The organism is Brevundimonas sp. (assembly GCF_046295595.1).
Taxonomy (GTDB): Bacteria; Pseudomonadota; Alphaproteobacteria; order Caulobacterales; family Caulobacteraceae; genus Brevundimonas.
In genome coordinates, this window is sequence record NZ_JBKBMX010000001.1 from 42,488 (window position 1) to 57,039 (window position 14,552).

The 14,552-nt window shown below is 60.3% G+C and carries 14 protein-coding genes; 5 read left to right on the forward strand and 9 right to left on the reverse strand.

Features of this window, described 5'->3' with window-relative positions; genetic code table 11:
* The first annotated feature begins 133 nt into the window (after positions 1 to 133).
* Positions 134 to 1,081, forward strand: coding sequence for a hypothetical protein (locus ACK4JY_RS00180; RefSeq protein WP_409601991.1), 948 nt, complete (start codon positions 134 to 136; stop codon positions 1,079 to 1,081).
* On the opposite strand, the gene ACK4JY_RS00185 is transcribed toward ACK4JY_RS00180, so the two are convergent.
* The 9 genes from ACK4JY_RS00185 to ACK4JY_RS00225 form a co-directional block, all read right to left on the reverse strand.
* On the reverse strand, positions 1,078 to 1,797 hold the full coding sequence (locus ACK4JY_RS00185) for an FkbM family methyltransferase (RefSeq protein WP_409601993.1): 720 nt from the start codon (positions 1,795 to 1,797) through the stop codon (positions 1,078 to 1,080). The genes ACK4JY_RS00180 and ACK4JY_RS00185 overlap by 4 nt on opposite strands.
* Positions 1,794 to 2,690, reverse strand: coding sequence for a glucose-1-phosphate thymidylyltransferase RfbA (rfbA, locus tag ACK4JY_RS00190; RefSeq protein ID WP_409601995.1), 897 nt, complete (start codon positions 2,688 to 2,690; stop codon positions 1,794 to 1,796). Before rfbA ends, ACK4JY_RS00185 begins: the two co-directional genes overlap by 4 nt.
* Positions 2,687 to 3,757, reverse strand: coding sequence for a dTDP-glucose 4,6-dehydratase (rfbB, locus tag ACK4JY_RS00195; RefSeq protein ID WP_409601997.1), 1,071 nt, complete (start codon positions 3,755 to 3,757; stop codon positions 2,687 to 2,689). Before rfbB ends, rfbA begins: the two co-directional genes overlap by 4 nt.
* Positions 3,754 to 5,139 carry an oligosaccharide repeat unit polymerase gene (locus tag ACK4JY_RS00200; RefSeq protein ID WP_409601999.1) on the reverse strand — a complete coding sequence of 462 codons (1,386 nt, stop codon included), beginning with the start codon at positions 5,137 to 5,139 and terminating at the stop codon, positions 3,754 to 3,756. Before ACK4JY_RS00200 ends, rfbB begins: the two co-directional genes overlap by 4 nt.
* 143 nt (positions 5,140 to 5,282) lie before the next feature.
* Positions 5,283 to 6,080, reverse strand: coding sequence for a methyltransferase, TIGR04325 family (locus tag ACK4JY_RS00205; protein ID WP_409602001.1), 798 nt, complete (start codon positions 6,078 to 6,080; stop codon positions 5,283 to 5,285).
* Positions 6,081 to 6,217: 137 nt separating this feature from the next.
* A complete protein-coding gene (locus tag ACK4JY_RS00210; RefSeq protein ID WP_409602003.1) occupies positions 6,218 to 6,979 on the reverse strand; it encodes a methyltransferase, TIGR04325 family in 762 nt (253 codons plus the stop codon).
* Positions 6,980 to 7,098: 119 nt separating this feature from the next.
* On the reverse strand, positions 7,099 to 7,794 hold the full coding sequence (locus tag ACK4JY_RS00215) for an NDP-hexose 2,3-dehydratase family protein (protein WP_409602005.1): 696 nt from the start codon (positions 7,792 to 7,794) through the stop codon (positions 7,099 to 7,101).
* Complete coding sequence (locus ACK4JY_RS00220) at positions 7,794 to 8,897, reverse strand: DegT/DnrJ/EryC1/StrS family aminotransferase (RefSeq protein WP_409602006.1); 1,104 nt, start codon at positions 8,895 to 8,897, stop codon at positions 7,794 to 7,796. Before ACK4JY_RS00220 ends, ACK4JY_RS00215 begins: the two co-directional genes overlap by 1 nt.
* Entirely contained in the window at positions 8,890 to 9,846 is a 957-nt protein-coding gene (locus ACK4JY_RS00225) for a Gfo/Idh/MocA family protein (RefSeq protein WP_409602008.1), read from the reverse strand. Before ACK4JY_RS00225 ends, ACK4JY_RS00220 begins: the two co-directional genes overlap by 8 nt.
* A gap of 362 nt (positions 9,847 to 10,208) precedes the next feature.
* Between ACK4JY_RS00225 and ACK4JY_RS00230 the strand changes: the two genes are divergently transcribed.
* The 4 genes from ACK4JY_RS00230 (at position 10,209) to ACK4JY_RS00245 (ending at position 14,518) form a co-directional block, all read left to right on the forward strand.
* A complete protein-coding gene (locus ACK4JY_RS00230; protein ID WP_409602010.1) occupies positions 10,209 to 11,645 on the forward strand; it encodes an exopolysaccharide biosynthesis polyprenyl glycosylphosphotransferase in 1,437 nt (478 codons plus the stop codon).
* A gap of 87 nt (positions 11,646 to 11,732) precedes the next feature.
* Positions 11,733 to 12,578, forward strand: a complete 846-nt coding sequence (locus ACK4JY_RS00235) for an NAD-dependent epimerase/dehydratase family protein (RefSeq protein WP_409602013.1) — start codon at positions 11,733 to 11,735, stop codon at positions 12,576 to 12,578.
* A complete protein-coding gene (locus ACK4JY_RS00240; RefSeq protein ID WP_409602015.1) occupies positions 12,571 to 13,521 on the forward strand; it encodes a dTDP-glucose 4,6-dehydratase in 951 nt (316 codons plus the stop codon). The genes ACK4JY_RS00235 and ACK4JY_RS00240 overlap by 8 nt, the downstream gene beginning before the upstream one ends.
* The gene (locus ACK4JY_RS00245) at positions 13,514 to 14,518 is read left to right on the forward strand and encodes an NAD-dependent epimerase/dehydratase family protein (RefSeq protein ID WP_409602017.1); all 1,005 of its coding nucleotides are present in this window, start codon (positions 13,514 to 13,516) and stop codon (positions 14,516 to 14,518) included. The genes ACK4JY_RS00240 and ACK4JY_RS00245 overlap by 8 nt, the downstream gene beginning before the upstream one ends.
* The last annotated feature ends 34 nt before the right edge of the window (positions 14,519 to 14,552 follow it).

Genomic DNA, 14,552 nt, shown 5'->3' on the forward strand with positions numbered 1-14,552 from the left:
CGGCTGCTCGCGAGGTTGTTCCGGTGGAACCTGAACCAAGCTCGTTCCGCCAGCAAGCTTGACGTCTTGGGGTCGGCGCTCTTTACACCCCGGGTCGATCCACAGGGACGGCGTTCGCCGCAGGCCCCCTCACATGCTCGTTTCCGATCCGGCCCCTATCGCGCTTTTCGCCTACCGCCGCGCGGACCACCTCTCCAAGACCCTCGACGCGCTGGAGGCCTGCCCGGAGTTCGAACGGTCGCCGGTATTCGTCTTCTCAGACGGGCCCAAGGATGATGCGAGCGCTGAAGTGATCGCTGAAATCGCGTCGGTCCGCAGTATGCTGAACATGCGCCTGCGATCGAATATGTCGGTCGTTGAGGCTGCAACCAACAGGGGACTGGCGGCATCGGTGATCGCGGGTGTGACGCAACTGTGCGCAGAGTACGGTCGCGTGATCGTTATCGAGGACGACCTGATCGTTTCTCCCGTCACCCTGACCTGGCTGAACGCGGCGCTGGATCGGTTTGAGGCCAACGCCAAGGTCTTCCAGATTTCCGCTTATCAGTGGTGGAATCCGTTACTCCGTAGGCGGCGGGACGGACTGTTCGGTCGAATGGCGGTGTCATGGGGTTGGGCCACCTGGAAACGAGCATGGGATGCCTTTGACCCCGACGCGACGGGATGGGAAGCGCTTGAGTCAGACAAGACCCTCCGGCGTGCCTTCGACATGGATGGCTCTTATCCCCTGTCGGAAATGCTCAGACTGCAGATTGACGGGCGGATCGACAGCTGGGCAATCCGGTGGGCGTGGAGCGTGTTCCGCAGGGACGGCCTGGTGCTGTACCCGCCCCGTTCTCTGGTGCGTAATATCGGCTTCGACGAAACCGGGACCCACAACAGCATCGGCAAGCTGAAAAATCTCATCTCGCCGCCTCCGATGTTGTGGGCCGAGGCTGTCATGCCCGATCTGCCGGCCACTACGGACGGGGTTGTGACGGACGAGAAGATTGTTCAGCGCGGGCTGCGCCATTCCGGAGCCATGCGGAACCGGCGGATCGTCGCCGTGCTTCGCGCCTTGGGCGTGTGGCGCAAGAACTAGGTCCTTAGCTGCCGGGAGAACAGTAGGTCGGCTTGAACGGCTGAGCCATCTGACCGGCTCACCACATTGTGGACGCCGGCGAAGACGAAGCCTGCGGCTGTCAGGAAGGCGGTCAGTTCGTGCGCCAACGCCTGGCCTTCATAGAGCGGAAGGAAGGAAACCTCGGTGTAGACATGATCGGCCCGCGCAAGCAGCTTGGGCATGCCTTGCAGGGCCGCCAGTTCGAACCCCTGTATATCGAGCTTGATCAGCAGGGGGCCTGGCAGTTCCGCGTCAGCCAGAAGGTCGTCGCCGCGCACGACCTCGATCATCCGTTGGGCGACTTCCAGCGTCCCTGGAAAGATCTCTTCCTGCCGATCAGAGATGGGCAGTAGCGAGGAACTGTCCATCCGTTTGGAGACATGGATCGCTGCCTGGCCAGGTTCGGAGCCCACGGCAAAGGCGTGCAGGGTAACGCCCTGCGCGGACGCGAACAGGGCCGTGTATGTTGCTGCCGGCTCCACCAGCGGTTCAACCGCGTGGATTGTGGCGCTCGGCCACCACCGCCGGACCACCAGCGAAAATTGACCCTTGTTGGCCCCCAGATCGATCAGTGTGCCGATTGGCAGCGAACGAATGGCGTCCTCGTGCTCGATCGCCGCGGCCACGCCATGTCGGAGACCAAGCCGGTAAGGTGCGGAACCGAGAAGATGGATCAGTTTGCGAAGCCTGCTCATGTGAGGAGCTTTCCGTCCGCGAGACGGCGAAGGTAGTCGGCGTAAGAGCTCTTGAAGCCGCTGGCGGCGCGCCGAAGCCCGGCTTCGTCAAGCCATCCCAGATGGAAGGCTATCTCCTCCAGACAACCGATCCGTAGCCCCTGCCGTTGCTCAATGGTTCTCACGAACTCTCCGGCTTGGATCAGCGAGTCGTGCGTGCCCGTGTCGAGCCAGGTGAAGCCCCTGCCGAGAAGCTCGACCTGTAGAGCGCCCTGTTCGAGATACAGCCGGTTGAGATCCGTTATTTCAAGTTCGCCTCGGGCCGAGGGCCTAAGACCCCGGGCCAGTTCGCTGGCCTGACCGTCATAGAAATAGAGGCCGGTCACGGCTACGCTGGAACGCGGTTCGCGGGGCTTTTCCTCCAAGCTCAATACCTGGCCCGAGGCGTTGAACTCGACCACGCCGTATCGCTCCGGGTCCGACACCGGATATCCGAACACAGTGGCCCCCTCGCGCCGGGTTGACGCGGCCGTTAGGACATCGGTGAATCCGCTTCCGTAGAAAATGTTGTCCCCCAGAACCAGCGCGCTGGGCTGGCCGTCCACGAACTCCTCGCCCAGGATGTAGGCCTGCGCCAAGCCGTCGGGCGACGGCTGGATGATATAGGTGAGTGCGACGCCAAATCGGCTGCCGTCGCCAAGCAGACGCTGGAAAGCGGCTTGATCCTCGCGTGTGGTGATCAGCAATATTTCCCGGATACCGGCCAGCATGAGCACTGAAAGCGGATAGTAGATCATTGGCTTGTCGTACACGGGCAGCAGTTGCTTCGACGTCGCCAGTGTGAGTGGGTGCAGCCTGGTGCCCGAGCCGCCGGCGAGAACGATGCCGCGGCGACTTTGAACCGGTTGTGTCATATCTTTGCTGTTTCCCGTGCGTCCGCCGTCTGCGCCGGCTGCCCTTGGCGTCTGGCGGAGAACGAGCTGGCCCACTGCCGACCGGCCGTACTGGTCACGTACCACTCAACGGTTTCGGCCAGCCCTACGGCCAGGGAAGTGCGGGGCCGCCAGCCCAGCTCCCGGGTGATCTTTGAGAAATCGATCGCGTACCGGAAATCGTGTCCGGGGCGATCGGCAACATGTGTGATCAGTCTGCTGTGAGGGGCCCCCTGGGGCCGCAAGGCGTCAACGACCTCGCAGATGCGCTGCACGATCTCGATATTGGTGAGTTCGCTCGCCCCGCCGATGCAATAGGTTTCGCCGGGCTGACCCTTTTCAAGGACGAGGAGAAGCGCCTCCGCATGGTCCTCAACGAAAAGCCAGTCCCTGACGTTAAGGCCTTGGCCATAGATCGGGATCGGCAGACCGGCCAGCGCACTGAAAACCACGACCGGGATCAGCTTCTCAGGAAACTGCCATGCGCCGTAGTTGTTCGAACAGTTGGTGATCAACACCGGCAGGCCGAAGGTTTCCCCCCAGGCCCGCACGAGCATGTCCGCCGCAGCCTTGCTGGCGGAATAGGGGGAGTTGGGGTTGTAAGGCGTCGTTTCGTCAAAGCACCCGCTTTCGCCGAGCGTGCCGTACACCTCATCCGTCGAGATGTGGTGGAAGCGAAACGCCTCGCGGCGTGCCACGGACAGGGTCGACAAGTGCGCTCGGGCGGCCTCCAGCACTACGGCCGTGCCTTTGACGTTGGTATCGACGAACGCCATCGGGCCATCGATAGACCGGTCCACGTGGCTCTCTGCGGCCAGATGCATCACCGCGTCCGGATCGTACCGTTCAAACGCCCTGACGACGGCATCGGCGTCACAGATATCGATCTGCTCAAAGACGTAGGCCTGAGGGTCCAGACCGGCCACGCTCGCCGGGTTGGCGGCGTAGGTCAGCTTGTCCAGGTTGACGACGCTGTGGCCTGCGCTGACCGCCCTGCGGACCACGGCGGAGCCGATGAAACCGGCTCCGCCGGTGATGAGGATCTTCATACGCGACCTTCCACGTGATCAGACGCCGGCGCGACCGGCCGTTCTTCCAGCTCGCTGGTCTTCGCCCGGGGCCGCAGCAGCTGGCCGTCGAGCGCCAGGGCCGCCAGCGGGATCAGTGCGGCTCCATAGGTCAGAAAGACCGTTGGTGCGGCGATCATCGAGAAGAAGACGATGTTCAGCATCATGGTTGCGTAAACGGCGACCCGCAGGTGCGCCTGCCGGAGTCGCACGATCACCTCATCCACCCATACCGCGAACAGGGCCACGAGAACCGAGTAGAAGGCGACACCGAAATATCCAGCGGACGCATAGGCGCCGCCGATGAAAATCGTCGGGGTGGTTGTGAAGCCGTAGTACTCTTCACCAGTGAAATAGACTGGGACTTCGGTAATGATGTCCCGCGCGGGTCGGTCAAATATGAACGCCACGATGGAGGAGTCCATAAAGTAGGCGAAGTTCATCCCGTACGGATAAACTGTAAAATACTGCAACATTCCGTCATAAGTCGCGCCAAACAGTCTGTACAAAGCTAGATTGAAAGCGTCTAGCGTCCCGGTAAAGCCTCTGAACTGATCAGGGTACTGGACCATGTAGAGGCCAGACAGGAATATCAGGGTTACAACTCCACCCAATATAACAGCTGGCAACAGCCGTTCTGCACGAAGAAGCGTCGATTTGGTTCTTAGTACAATAAATATAAGAGCGGCGTACATAAAGAAATAGACGAAAGGTAACTTCGATACAGATGAAGAAAGCAAAAAGAATATGACTGTGAGAATTGCCATTGGTATAATGACGTTTTTTATTTTTGAGAACAGGTAGGCGGCCGAAACGGCATACAAGAATGCGAACACCGAATACCTGAGTCTGCTGATAATCTGTGATATCAGGACGTTTTCATTGAAAGCGAAGCGCCGAGAAAACTGGTAATCTGTGCCGTTCAGGCGTCCGGTCATGAATGAGAGGACGTCGGCCCGGAACTGACCGTAATCCGGGTCGACGATCATAAGGACGGCCGACAGCACACAGGCCGCGACGGTTCCGAAAAAGATGAGCTGCGGCAGGTTCTGACTGTCTACCGCGCCCTCCATGAGCGACCGGACGTGGATCCCGCGACGGAGCATCCAGACGACGCCAAAGATCCCGAACATCAGGGCGATGGCGAACAGCGTCCTGGCGATGACGACGTCATCATAGGCGTAGTTCACAGAGTAGGCGTTGGTGGCGCGCAGGTTTATCAGCGGCGCGAGGCCGACGAAGATCAGGCACGAGATGAACAAGGCGTCAGACGGGAATATCCACGCCCGGGGCCGGTGCCGCCGCCACGCCGTGACAGCGAAGATCATGGAGGCGATCAAAATCAGGATTGAGAAGGTAAGCATATTGCCCCGGTTGGCGTAATACGGGCTCGGGCGGCCCGCGCAGCACAGTTGGCTGAGGGCCGGTATGCTTCTCCGGGCAGGGTCGGACGCATATAGGCCGCGCTGGCGAAGGTCAAGTCATGGCTGAGGCGAGGAGAGGCGGGTCAACTGCCTTGTCGAACAAAGAGATAGTTCTGCCCAACGACGAGGTTTTGACCGCCCACCGTCAGTGTGGGGGTTCCGTCTCCATACTCGATGATCAGCCTGTACCGAGGCTGGAAGCGTTGCAGGAAGGCGGCAAGGGGAAGGTAGGTGCGGGGGTAGTGCACCTCAGCATCCTTGAACTGGGCGGGCAGCGGGCCGGGACCATTGTCCGCGAGACGGGAGCTCTGGAGCACCACCACCTCGGATTCCGTTGAGAAGGCGGTGCGAAGCCAGGCGGTACAGGCTGGCCGGACTTCCAGCAGTCGGTCCAATGTTCCCAACGGGTCCGGCAAATACTGGATCGCGCCTGAAGAATACAGGAGGTCAACGTCGCCGAGCCACGCCACGGCGTCATCGATCGAATCAAACAGACGAAGACCCGGATGGTCCTCGGTTACGCCGAGTCTGGCGAAGGTGGGGGTCTCGACCACAGCCCATTGATAGTCCCCGGGCAGCGCGTGACGAACCATATGATAGGCGGTTCCAAACGCTCCTCCGAAGTCGAGCACACGCAGGGGGCGGCCGACGGCTTTGGTCGCGGTCACCGCGGTGGTGACCGCCAGAAGGGTGGCCACCGCCTGATGCTCTCCAACGCCCATCCAGGGGTCGATCGCGCGTATGCGGCGCGTTTTCTCCAGCACGACCGCTGCCAGGTCCGGGTCGTGATAGTCCGCCTTGCGCGCTGCCGCCGCGGCTTTGTAGTCAGCGTAGACGGGCTCCCGCGCCGCCCTCCAACCCACGAGTTTGCGGTAGAGCATCGGGGGCACCAGGTCCGCCAGCGGCATCGTCTTTGTCTCAGGTTGGTAAGTTGCGCCGTGCGACAATGGACCCGCCGCCTGTACTGTTGGGTATAAGCCAGGCTTCGGAAGGTCAAGCTGGTGGCTGCGACCCGGGCCTAGGTCAAGCGGGCGAACAGATAATTGCGGCCCAGCTCCACCCGTTCACCCCCAACGTAACCAGCCGGCGAGCCGTCGCCATACTCGACCACAGGTCGATAGCGGGATTTGAACCGTTCTTTGAGGGCCGCGACCGGAGCATAGGTGCGAGGGTAATAGACTGGCCGATCTTGTACGCCCACCGGGAGAGGTCCGGGGCCATTGTCCTGCAGCCTTGAGCGTTGCAGAACGACGATCTGCTCTCTTTCAGAGAAGGCGGAGCGCAAAAGCGCCACGCACCGGGGGTTTACGGCAAGAAATTGATCAATCGTTTCGAGCGGGTCTGGCATATACTGGACAGCGCTTGATGTATAGAGCAGGTCTATTTCACCAAGCCAAGAAGTCGCATCCTGAATGGATTCAAACATCCTGAGCTCGTTTGTCTCAAATTCGCGACCGGCTTTTACGAACGTCGGAGTTTCCACGACTGCCCATGCGTAATTTCCGGGCAAGCGTTCTTTGACGAGGTGATACGACGTTCCTAACGCTCCGCCAAAATCCAGAACTCTTAATGTTTTGCTGTTCTTTGAAACTGCGGAAGCCGTCGTTACAGCCAATAACGTCGCAATGGCATGATGATCTGCAATATGCTCGAACGAAGATTCCTTCACCAGCTTCCGCGTCTTGTTCAGGACGACGTCGGCCAGCTCTTGATCATGATAATCCTGGCCGCGTGACCGGACAGCGTCGTCGTAGCTCGCGAAGATGGGTTCGCGGGACATACGCCACCGAGCCAGCATGCCTTGAGCGACTGGCGGAAGGTACCGTGCGAGAGCCATTTTTCTATCCTGCTACAAAGCCGCCCGAACAGGGTAGCTGTCCAGATGCCAGAACTCACCCGTCAAAGCGGCGCGAGGATTGTTTTGACGAACGGACTGAGCAGGTTGTCCATCAGTCCAAGCGCCTTGATCTGACTCAGGCTGGCCCAGCAGAACATGTCGAGGTCGGACTCGATCAGAGTTTCGTCCTCCAGGAACAGCACGGCATTCTCATTGGACTTCCGCCAGAAACGTCCGCCTTCCTCGTTGTGCTGGGCGCGATAGACCCAGCGGACGCCTGTCTCGGCTTGCAGCAGTTCGGTCAGGGGAGGATTGGCGCCCTGATGAACTCGCCGGATGTTCGACCACGTGCACTGCAGACTCGGCACCAGTTGCAAGGTTCCGATATTGCCTGGTTCGGCCTTGGCTTGGATAAGAAATTCCACGCCCTTGTTGGTCTCACGCGCAACCATTGCCAGGACGCCGCCCTCACGCTGAGTGTAGATTGGCTGGTCCCAGCCACGCACTTCACGAAGCTTGCCAGCTTCGACGCGCACGCCCTCCACACCAAAGAATTGGCCACTGTCATGCCGGATATTGCCGCCATCGTCTGCTCGCCATCCCCGGACCTCGTTCAAGGGAATGAGGTGAGCCTCGAACACAATCTCACCGCGTTTGATCTCCCGCCAGTCGATGATCGGCTGGGGATCGGAGGCCTCGATGGCCTTCGACAGCGCGAGCCGCTCCCTGAACCAGCTCAGATGTTCCTGTTCAGCCATTACATCACGTCCCGGACGGCGGCGATCACGCGGGTGACCTCGGCATTCGTGAGGTACGGATGCATGGGGAGGGAGAATATCCGGTTGGCCTTGGCTTCTGCCATCGGGAAATCACCCGGCCCGTAGTCCAAATGCGCATACCCGCGCATCGAATGAATTGGCCAACGGTAAGAGACGTTGCACATGATATTCCTGGCCGCCAACCGCTCGATCATGCCGTCGCGATCTTCATGCTCAACCACGTAAATGTAGAAGCAGTGCTGACCGTAGTCGCACTCGCGGGGCGGGGTCACGGCCGTGCCTGCAAAGGCCTCGGTATAGCGCTTTGCGATTTCTCGACGCCGCGCGATCCAGCTCGGCACTTGGGGCAGCTTCAGTGACAGGATGGCGGCCTGCACCTCGTCGAGTCGAGAATTATATCCGTGGCGTTCGGAATAATAGACCGTCTCCATGCCGTAGAATCGCAGGCTTTTCGCCATGTCCAGCACGGCCTGGTCATTGCTCAGGATCATCCCGCCATCGCCATAGCCGCCAAGAATCTTGGTTGGATAGAAGGAGAATGACGCCGCGTCTCCCAGGGATCCGGCCGGTTTGCCTTTGTAGAGCGCGCCCTGGGCCTGGGCCACGTCCTCCATCACCTTGAGGCCATGTTTGCGGGCCAGTTCCAGCAGCGGGTCCATGTCCACGCACTGTCCATACAGGTGGACAGGGACGATGGCCCGGGTTCTGTCGGTGATCGCCGCCTCGACCTTTGAGACGTCCATCAGGAAGTCGGCGTTGACATCGACGAACCGCGGCCGTGCGCCCAGGGTCCCAATCGCCGAGCAGGTCGGCACGGCCGTGTTGGGCACGGTGATGACCTCATCGCCCGCCTTCACGCCCAATGCGGCAAGCGCAATCAGGATGGCGTCCGTGCCGCTGTTGACGCCGACAGCGCCGGTGACGCCGGCGGCCCGGGCCATTGCGGCTTCGAACGCCTCGCCCTCCTGTCCAAGGACCAGCCGGTTCGATTTGAAGACCCGGTCGCAGGCCGCGAGGATCTGATCCCTCAGCTCCGCGTACTCCGCTTCGTAGCTCCAGACGGGGATCGGAGTGTCAGTCATAGGTATGTCCATAGTGAAGCTCGCGCTCGACCCGATCGCGGAAGGCTGCGTCCTTGAGCAGCGTCGAAGCGAACTCGTCAAGATTACGATCCCGGATTGCCCCCAGCGCCGCCTCCAGGAAGACGCGGAACATGTCGCCGGCGGGCTGAACGATTTCGACGGCCTGGTTCTGGCGCCGGACCTGCCACAGAAGCGGGCTTTCCGCGGGTGGGCTGAACACGCGGTCAACGACGACGCTGCCGTGGCGGCCGACAAGCGTCAGACGATTCTGATATTCGCTTTCGAAGCTGAAATGCCCTGTGTAGCGCAGGCCGCTTCGAAACCGGGCCGCGAGTGAGAAGCCCACGTCGACCTGCTCTTGGGAACTCGGAGCGGGGAACGCACAAAGCGTTGCAAGCTCGTCGCCGAACAGGCGAGCTACGGCAGCCGCATAGGGACCCATGTCCAGTAGACAGCCGCCGCCCGACGACGCGCTGTTGCGGAAATTGTCCAGCGGCAAAGGAGGGATGATGAAGAGAGCATCCAGGTGCGTGAGCGGGCCGATATCCCGAAGCAGGATCTTGAGCGCCTGGATTTGCGGATGAAAGCCGAAGACCGTCGCTTCAGCCAGCAGCGCCGACCGCGACCTGGCCAGTTCGACGCAGCGACGGGCGCCGCTCAGAGAGGTCACGGCGGGCTTGTCGACGATGACGTGCCGACCGCTGCCCAAGGCCTCCAGAACCCACCGCTCATGATAAGCATTGGGCAGGGAGACATAGACGAGGTCCGCCCGACTGGCCGACAGGGCATGGGCATAGTCGCCAAACCACTCCCCCCGTTTCGGCCATGTCTGAGGTGACGCCTTACTGACGCTGGCGATATCGATAGAGGTTATGCCGTCCATATCAGCAAGTGCAGGGATGACCCGTCGCGCGCCGATCGACGAGAATCCGATCAGAAGGACGTGCACGTCGCCGCCGGGTCGATTTCGTGCGCGTCCTTCGCCCACACAAGGATACTGTCCATCACCCAACCTGACCCCATTTGCGGGGTGTCATAACGCGCGCGCTTCTGAATTTCCAATCCCGACCGCCGTTTCCAATCCCGACCGCCGAGTTTCCATCTTGTGGGGGTGCACGGAGACGGCGTCCCGGCGCCCCTTGATGAATCTCGTCCTAACGTATGGCGCCGAAGGACGGCGGCAGAAGCGTTGCTGGCGCACTCAACAGGAGAATTGGCAACAGAGTCACAATCATAGCATTCGGTTCTCCGAGACTGCGAGTTGGGGTCGACAGTTCGAGGCCTGCCGTGTAGGCCGAGCCGTTCCGCTAGGTGAAGGTGGTCTACTCAGTGCATTCGATGCTCTCGCCATCCGTCGAATCCTCTGAAGAGGAGATCGATAGCGCCACGCCGGCGGCGGGGACCGGCTTCGTTGTGGGACCCCGTCCCCGGCGCCTCATCAGCCTACGCCTCGCCCGGTCGATCCTGGCGGTGGTCGCCTTTGTCGCCTGGTTCGCGCTGCTGAGCTTTGCTCGTTATGTGGATGTGGGGCCCCTCCACACGCTGTTTGTTCACTTTATCGCCCTGAGTGGCCTGCTCGCCTACACAGAGCGGGTGATCGGTCTCCATGACATGGAGCAGGCGGTCAGTCTCAAGGTCGCCGTTGCCCTCGCGCTCATCGCGGGCATGGTGGAAATCCTGCTCCTTCTGGGTTCGACGGGCTGGCGAGGGGCTCACTCTCTGGTCGTTGTCGGGTTGACGGCGGCTGGAATGTTCGCGATTCGCGCGGGCTCCGCCCTTATCGTCAGACGCCTGCTTCGACGGGGAGTAGTGGCCAAGACTGTTGTCGTGGTCGGGCCGGCCTCAGCGCTGAGGCAGGAGGTGCTCGATGACCTGGACAAAAGGGTCGGCGTTCGTGCCGTGGCGATCCTTTCCGGCGGGTCTCTCGATGAGCTTCACGCCGAACTCCTTGAGGGCCCGGTTGACGAGGTCATTCTTGTGGCTGGTTTGCCCGGACAACTACAGCCTCTCGTCGACGCGCTCGAGATTCATGCCGTCGACGTGTTGCTTGTCACCCTCGCCCCGGCCGGTCCGGTCGAGCGACGCCTGCGATTTCGCTCGTCCGTCGACCATGGCCGGATACTCCAGCATCAGCGTCAGAGCAGCGGGTCGTTCCTTATAAAGCGGCTCATAGATATTGTGGGCTCCGGTATCGCTCTTTTGTTTTTGTCCCCATTCCTGCTGCTGATCGCAATAGCAATCCGGATCGACTCGCCGGGGCCAGCGCTATTCAAACAGGTGCGGTGGGGTTACGGCGGCCGTGAGTTTCTGATGTGGAAGTTTCGATCGATGCGGACCGATGCATCAGATCATTCGGGGAGCCGGCTGACGACCCGAAATGATGCGCGCGTAACACGGGTCGGAGCCCTGCTTCGGTCGACCAGCCTCGATGAGTTGCCCCAGCTGTTCAACATATTGAAGGGCGAGCTATCGATCGTTGGGCCCAGGCCGCACCCCTCCGGGGCCACGGCGGGTGGCGTGCTCTACGACGACCTCATTCGCAATTTCAAAGCGAGATACCGCGTTCGGCCCGGCCTTACGGGGCTTGCCCAATGCAGCGGGCTTCGCGGCAACACCGATACAGAGGAAAAGCTCTTTGACCGTTTTGAAAAGGACATGGAATACGTCGAGACTTGGACTATTCTCGGGGATATAAAGATCATGATCAGAACTGTTGTTCATCTCGCGCGAGGCGAGAACGCATACTGAAAATGCGGCCCATCGACGGTATTTGATTTTGGCCTGATCGTCTTGGCGTCAATGCATCGGCGTCCTCCGAGCCCAGAAGGCAACCCTATGGATGATCCCCCACTTCCTTTCCCAAGCGGAAGGCTGATCGTTGTCGGAGCCCGAGGCTTGATCGGGTCCGCCTTGGTCGAGGCTGCGACGACATCAGGCATGCAGGTCGTGGGTGTTGATCGGGGCATGGCTGTCGAGGATGTCGTAGAGGAAGGCGATGTCGTCACAAACTGCGCTTTGACACCCGCCTATCGGATCGGCCCCTACGATCCAGCGGTCGATCTGGAGCGTCAGACCGCCGAGATCGCCCGTCGACGGGGCGCGCGTGTGCTCATGCTGAGCACCCGAAAGGTCTACAGGGATAATGTGCAGTGGGGCGCGCGTGAGGACGATCCCTTGCAGTTCGACGGTGCGGGCTATGGGCCCAACAAGGCGAGGACGGAGGCGTGGATCCGGGCGGCCCTGGGCGACAGCGCGCTTATTGTACGCCTCAGCAATATATTTGGGTTCGAGTACGAGGCGGGCGGCGGAGGGCGTCGATCCTTCTTTGGCCAGATGCTGTTTCGTCTGAAACATGAAGGTGAGATCGTGTTCGATATGTCTCCCGCGACACGACGCGACTTCATCTCAGTCGATGAAACAGCGCGAGCGCTGATCGGCGCGGTTGCGGCCGGGGCGGGCGGCGTTTTCAATCTCGGAAGTGGGCGCGCGGTTGGTTGTGGGGAGATTGCCGACGCCGTGATTAGCGGCTATGGCGAGGGTCGCCTCCGCAGCGTCGGTAACGTGCGGGACGAGTTCTTTTTGGACATATCAAAGTGGTCGTCTACATTTGGCTGTGCGGTAAAACCGGCAGATTCAGTGGATGTCGCATGGGAATTCGGGAGACGACTGCGGTATGCGTAAGATTTTGATTACAGGCGGAGCCGGTTTTATCGGGTCACATATTGTCGAGCAATTTGCAGGCAGTATGCCAGACTGTAAGATTATAGTTCTGGACAAGATGACCTATGCTGCAGATTTTCGCAATCTTCATGATCTGCTTATTAGCGACCGCATCGAATTAGTCGTGGGCGACATCTGTGACTACGAACTAAGTGAACGATTGGTTGATGGTTGCGATCTGGTGATCCACGCGGCAGCCGAGAGTCATGTTGACAACTCTTTCCACAGTTCACTGCTGTTCACTAACACCAACGTCCTCGGAACCCATACGATCCTGGAAGCATGTCGCACGAAGAACGTGCCCAAGGTGATCCATATAAGCACCGACGAGGTATATGGAGAGGTGCTGGAGGGAGCGGTTGATGAGACTGCACAGCTCAACCCCACCAACCCCTACTCGGCCTCCAAGGCTGCTGCCGAAATGATCGTTAAGGGCTACATTCACTCCTTCAAGGTCCCGATCATCATGGTCAGGGCGAATAACGTGTTTGGCACCCGGCAATATCCCGAAAAGCTGATCCCAAGGTGCTGTCTGTCGCTAATTAGGGGGGAGAGAATCCCGCTGCACGGTAACGGGCAGAATGTTCGACACTATCTGGCCGCCCGGGATTTGGCGGCGGCGATTGAACTGGTTTCGCATCGAGGGCAGATTCACGAAACCTATAACGTCGGATCGCCGGACGAATTCACCAATCTCGAGGTGGCGGCAACAATCTGCGAAGCCTTCGGTGTGGCGTTCGAGGATAGTGTGGAGTTCGTCAGGGACCGTCCGTTCAATGATCGCCGATACGCCGTGGTGTGGGACAAGATAACCGCTCTGGGATGGCGCCCTACCCACTTCTTCAAGGGGGAAATCGACAAGATCGCCGGCTGGTACCGGCTCAACCACCAACGCTATGTCTGAGTCCGGGTTGGTCGACGGTGAGGGGCCCCGGGGAGGGGCCCTCCTGCTGGGGGGAAGCGGCTTCGTCGGGTCTCGGATCGCGTCCCGACTGCTTGCATCGGGGCGGCATAGTTTTGTCCGCATCGTTGACCTCGAGAGGCCCGCATCAGTTGCCGGAGGGGTGGAATTTCGACAACACGACGTCCGGGCACCGATCCCTACTGACATGGGAAGCGGGGTGTCGATCATCTATAATCTGGCGGCTGTACATCGTACGCCGGGCCACCCGCCACATGCATATTACGACACCAACGTTAATGGCGCTCTGAACTGCACAGCGCTTGCAGACGCCTGTTCGATCGGGACCGTGGTATTTACCAGCTCGATCTCCATCTATGGCCCAAACGAGACCGTTCTCACCGAATCCTCAACGCCGGCGCCGATGTCCGACTACGGGCGGTCCAAGTTGATGGCGGAGCAAATCCACCGTCGATGGTTTGAGGCGACACCCGGCCGCAAGTTGGTGATCGTGCGCCCGGGCGTGATCTTCGGTCCGGGAGAGGATGGCAACTTCACCCAACTGGCTAAAGCGTTGCGGCAAGGGTATTTCTTCTATCCTGGGCGCCAGAACACAGTGAAGAGCAGCGTGTATGTCGGCGAGGTCGCCAGGGCGTTGGATTTTGCTCTGGATCACAAGGACCGGTTCGTCCTCTTCAATGCCGCCTACCCCCGGAATACGTCGATCGGCGAAATCGTCGAAGCCTTCGGCCGGACGATGGGTCGGCCACTAAACCCGCCAACGGTGCCACTATGGATGCTATTGGCGGCGGCAAAGCCGTTTGAGCTCTTGGGCAGCCTCGGAATCCACACCCGCATCCACGGCGAACGGGTCATGAAATTGGTCCTATCCACGAAGGTAAGCCCCGAATGGCTATCGGAAAACGGATATCGGTTCGAGACCGATCTGGAGCAAGGTCTGGCCTTGTGGCAGGCAGAAACAGACGGCGCTTTTCGGTGATGTTTGCCCCCGGGATAAAGGTGCTCGGCGCTCA

Bases quoted from the DNA above. Each gene is read 5' to 3' on its own strand.
- ACK4JY_RS00180 (WP_409601991.1), top strand. From the start codon at position 134: ATGCTCGTTTCCGATCCGGCCCCTATCGCGCTTTTCGCCTACCGCCGC.
- ACK4JY_RS00185 (WP_409601993.1), bottom strand. From the start codon at position 1,797: ATGAGCAGGCTTCGCAAACTGATCCATCTTCTCGGTTCCGCACCTTAC.
- rfbA (WP_409601995.1), bottom strand. From the start codon at position 2,690: ATGACACAACCGGTTCAAAGTCGCCGCGGCATCGTTCTCGCCGGCGGC.
- rfbB (WP_409601997.1), bottom strand. From the start codon at position 3,757: ATGAAGATCCTCATCACCGGCGGAGCCGGTTTCATCGGCTCCGCCGTG.
- ACK4JY_RS00200 (WP_409601999.1), bottom strand. From the start codon at position 5,139: ATGCTTACCTTCTCAATCCTGATTTTGATCGCCTCCATGATCTTCGCT.
- ACK4JY_RS00205 (WP_409602001.1), bottom strand. From the start codon at position 6,080: ATGCTCTACCGCAAACTCGTGGGTTGGAGGGCGGCGCGGGAGCCCGTC.
- ACK4JY_RS00210 (WP_409602003.1), bottom strand. From the start codon at position 6,979: ATGTCCCGCGAACCCATCTTCGCGAGCTACGACGACGCTGTCCGGTCA.
- ACK4JY_RS00215 (WP_409602005.1), bottom strand. From the start codon at position 7,794: ATGGCTGAACAGGAACATCTGAGCTGGTTCAGGGAGCGGCTCGCGCTG.
- ACK4JY_RS00220 (WP_409602006.1), bottom strand. From the start codon at position 8,897: ATGACTGACACTCCGATCCCCGTCTGGAGCTACGAAGCGGAGTACGCG.
- ACK4JY_RS00235 (WP_409602013.1), top strand. From the start codon at position 11,733: ATGGATGATCCCCCACTTCCTTTCCCAAGCGGAAGGCTGATCGTTGTC.
- ACK4JY_RS00240 (WP_409602015.1), top strand. From the start codon at position 12,571: ATGCGTAAGATTTTGATTACAGGCGGAGCCGGTTTTATCGGGTCACAT.
- ACK4JY_RS00245 (WP_409602017.1), top strand. From the start codon at position 13,514: ATGTCTGAGTCCGGGTTGGTCGACGGTGAGGGGCCCCGGGGAGGGGCC.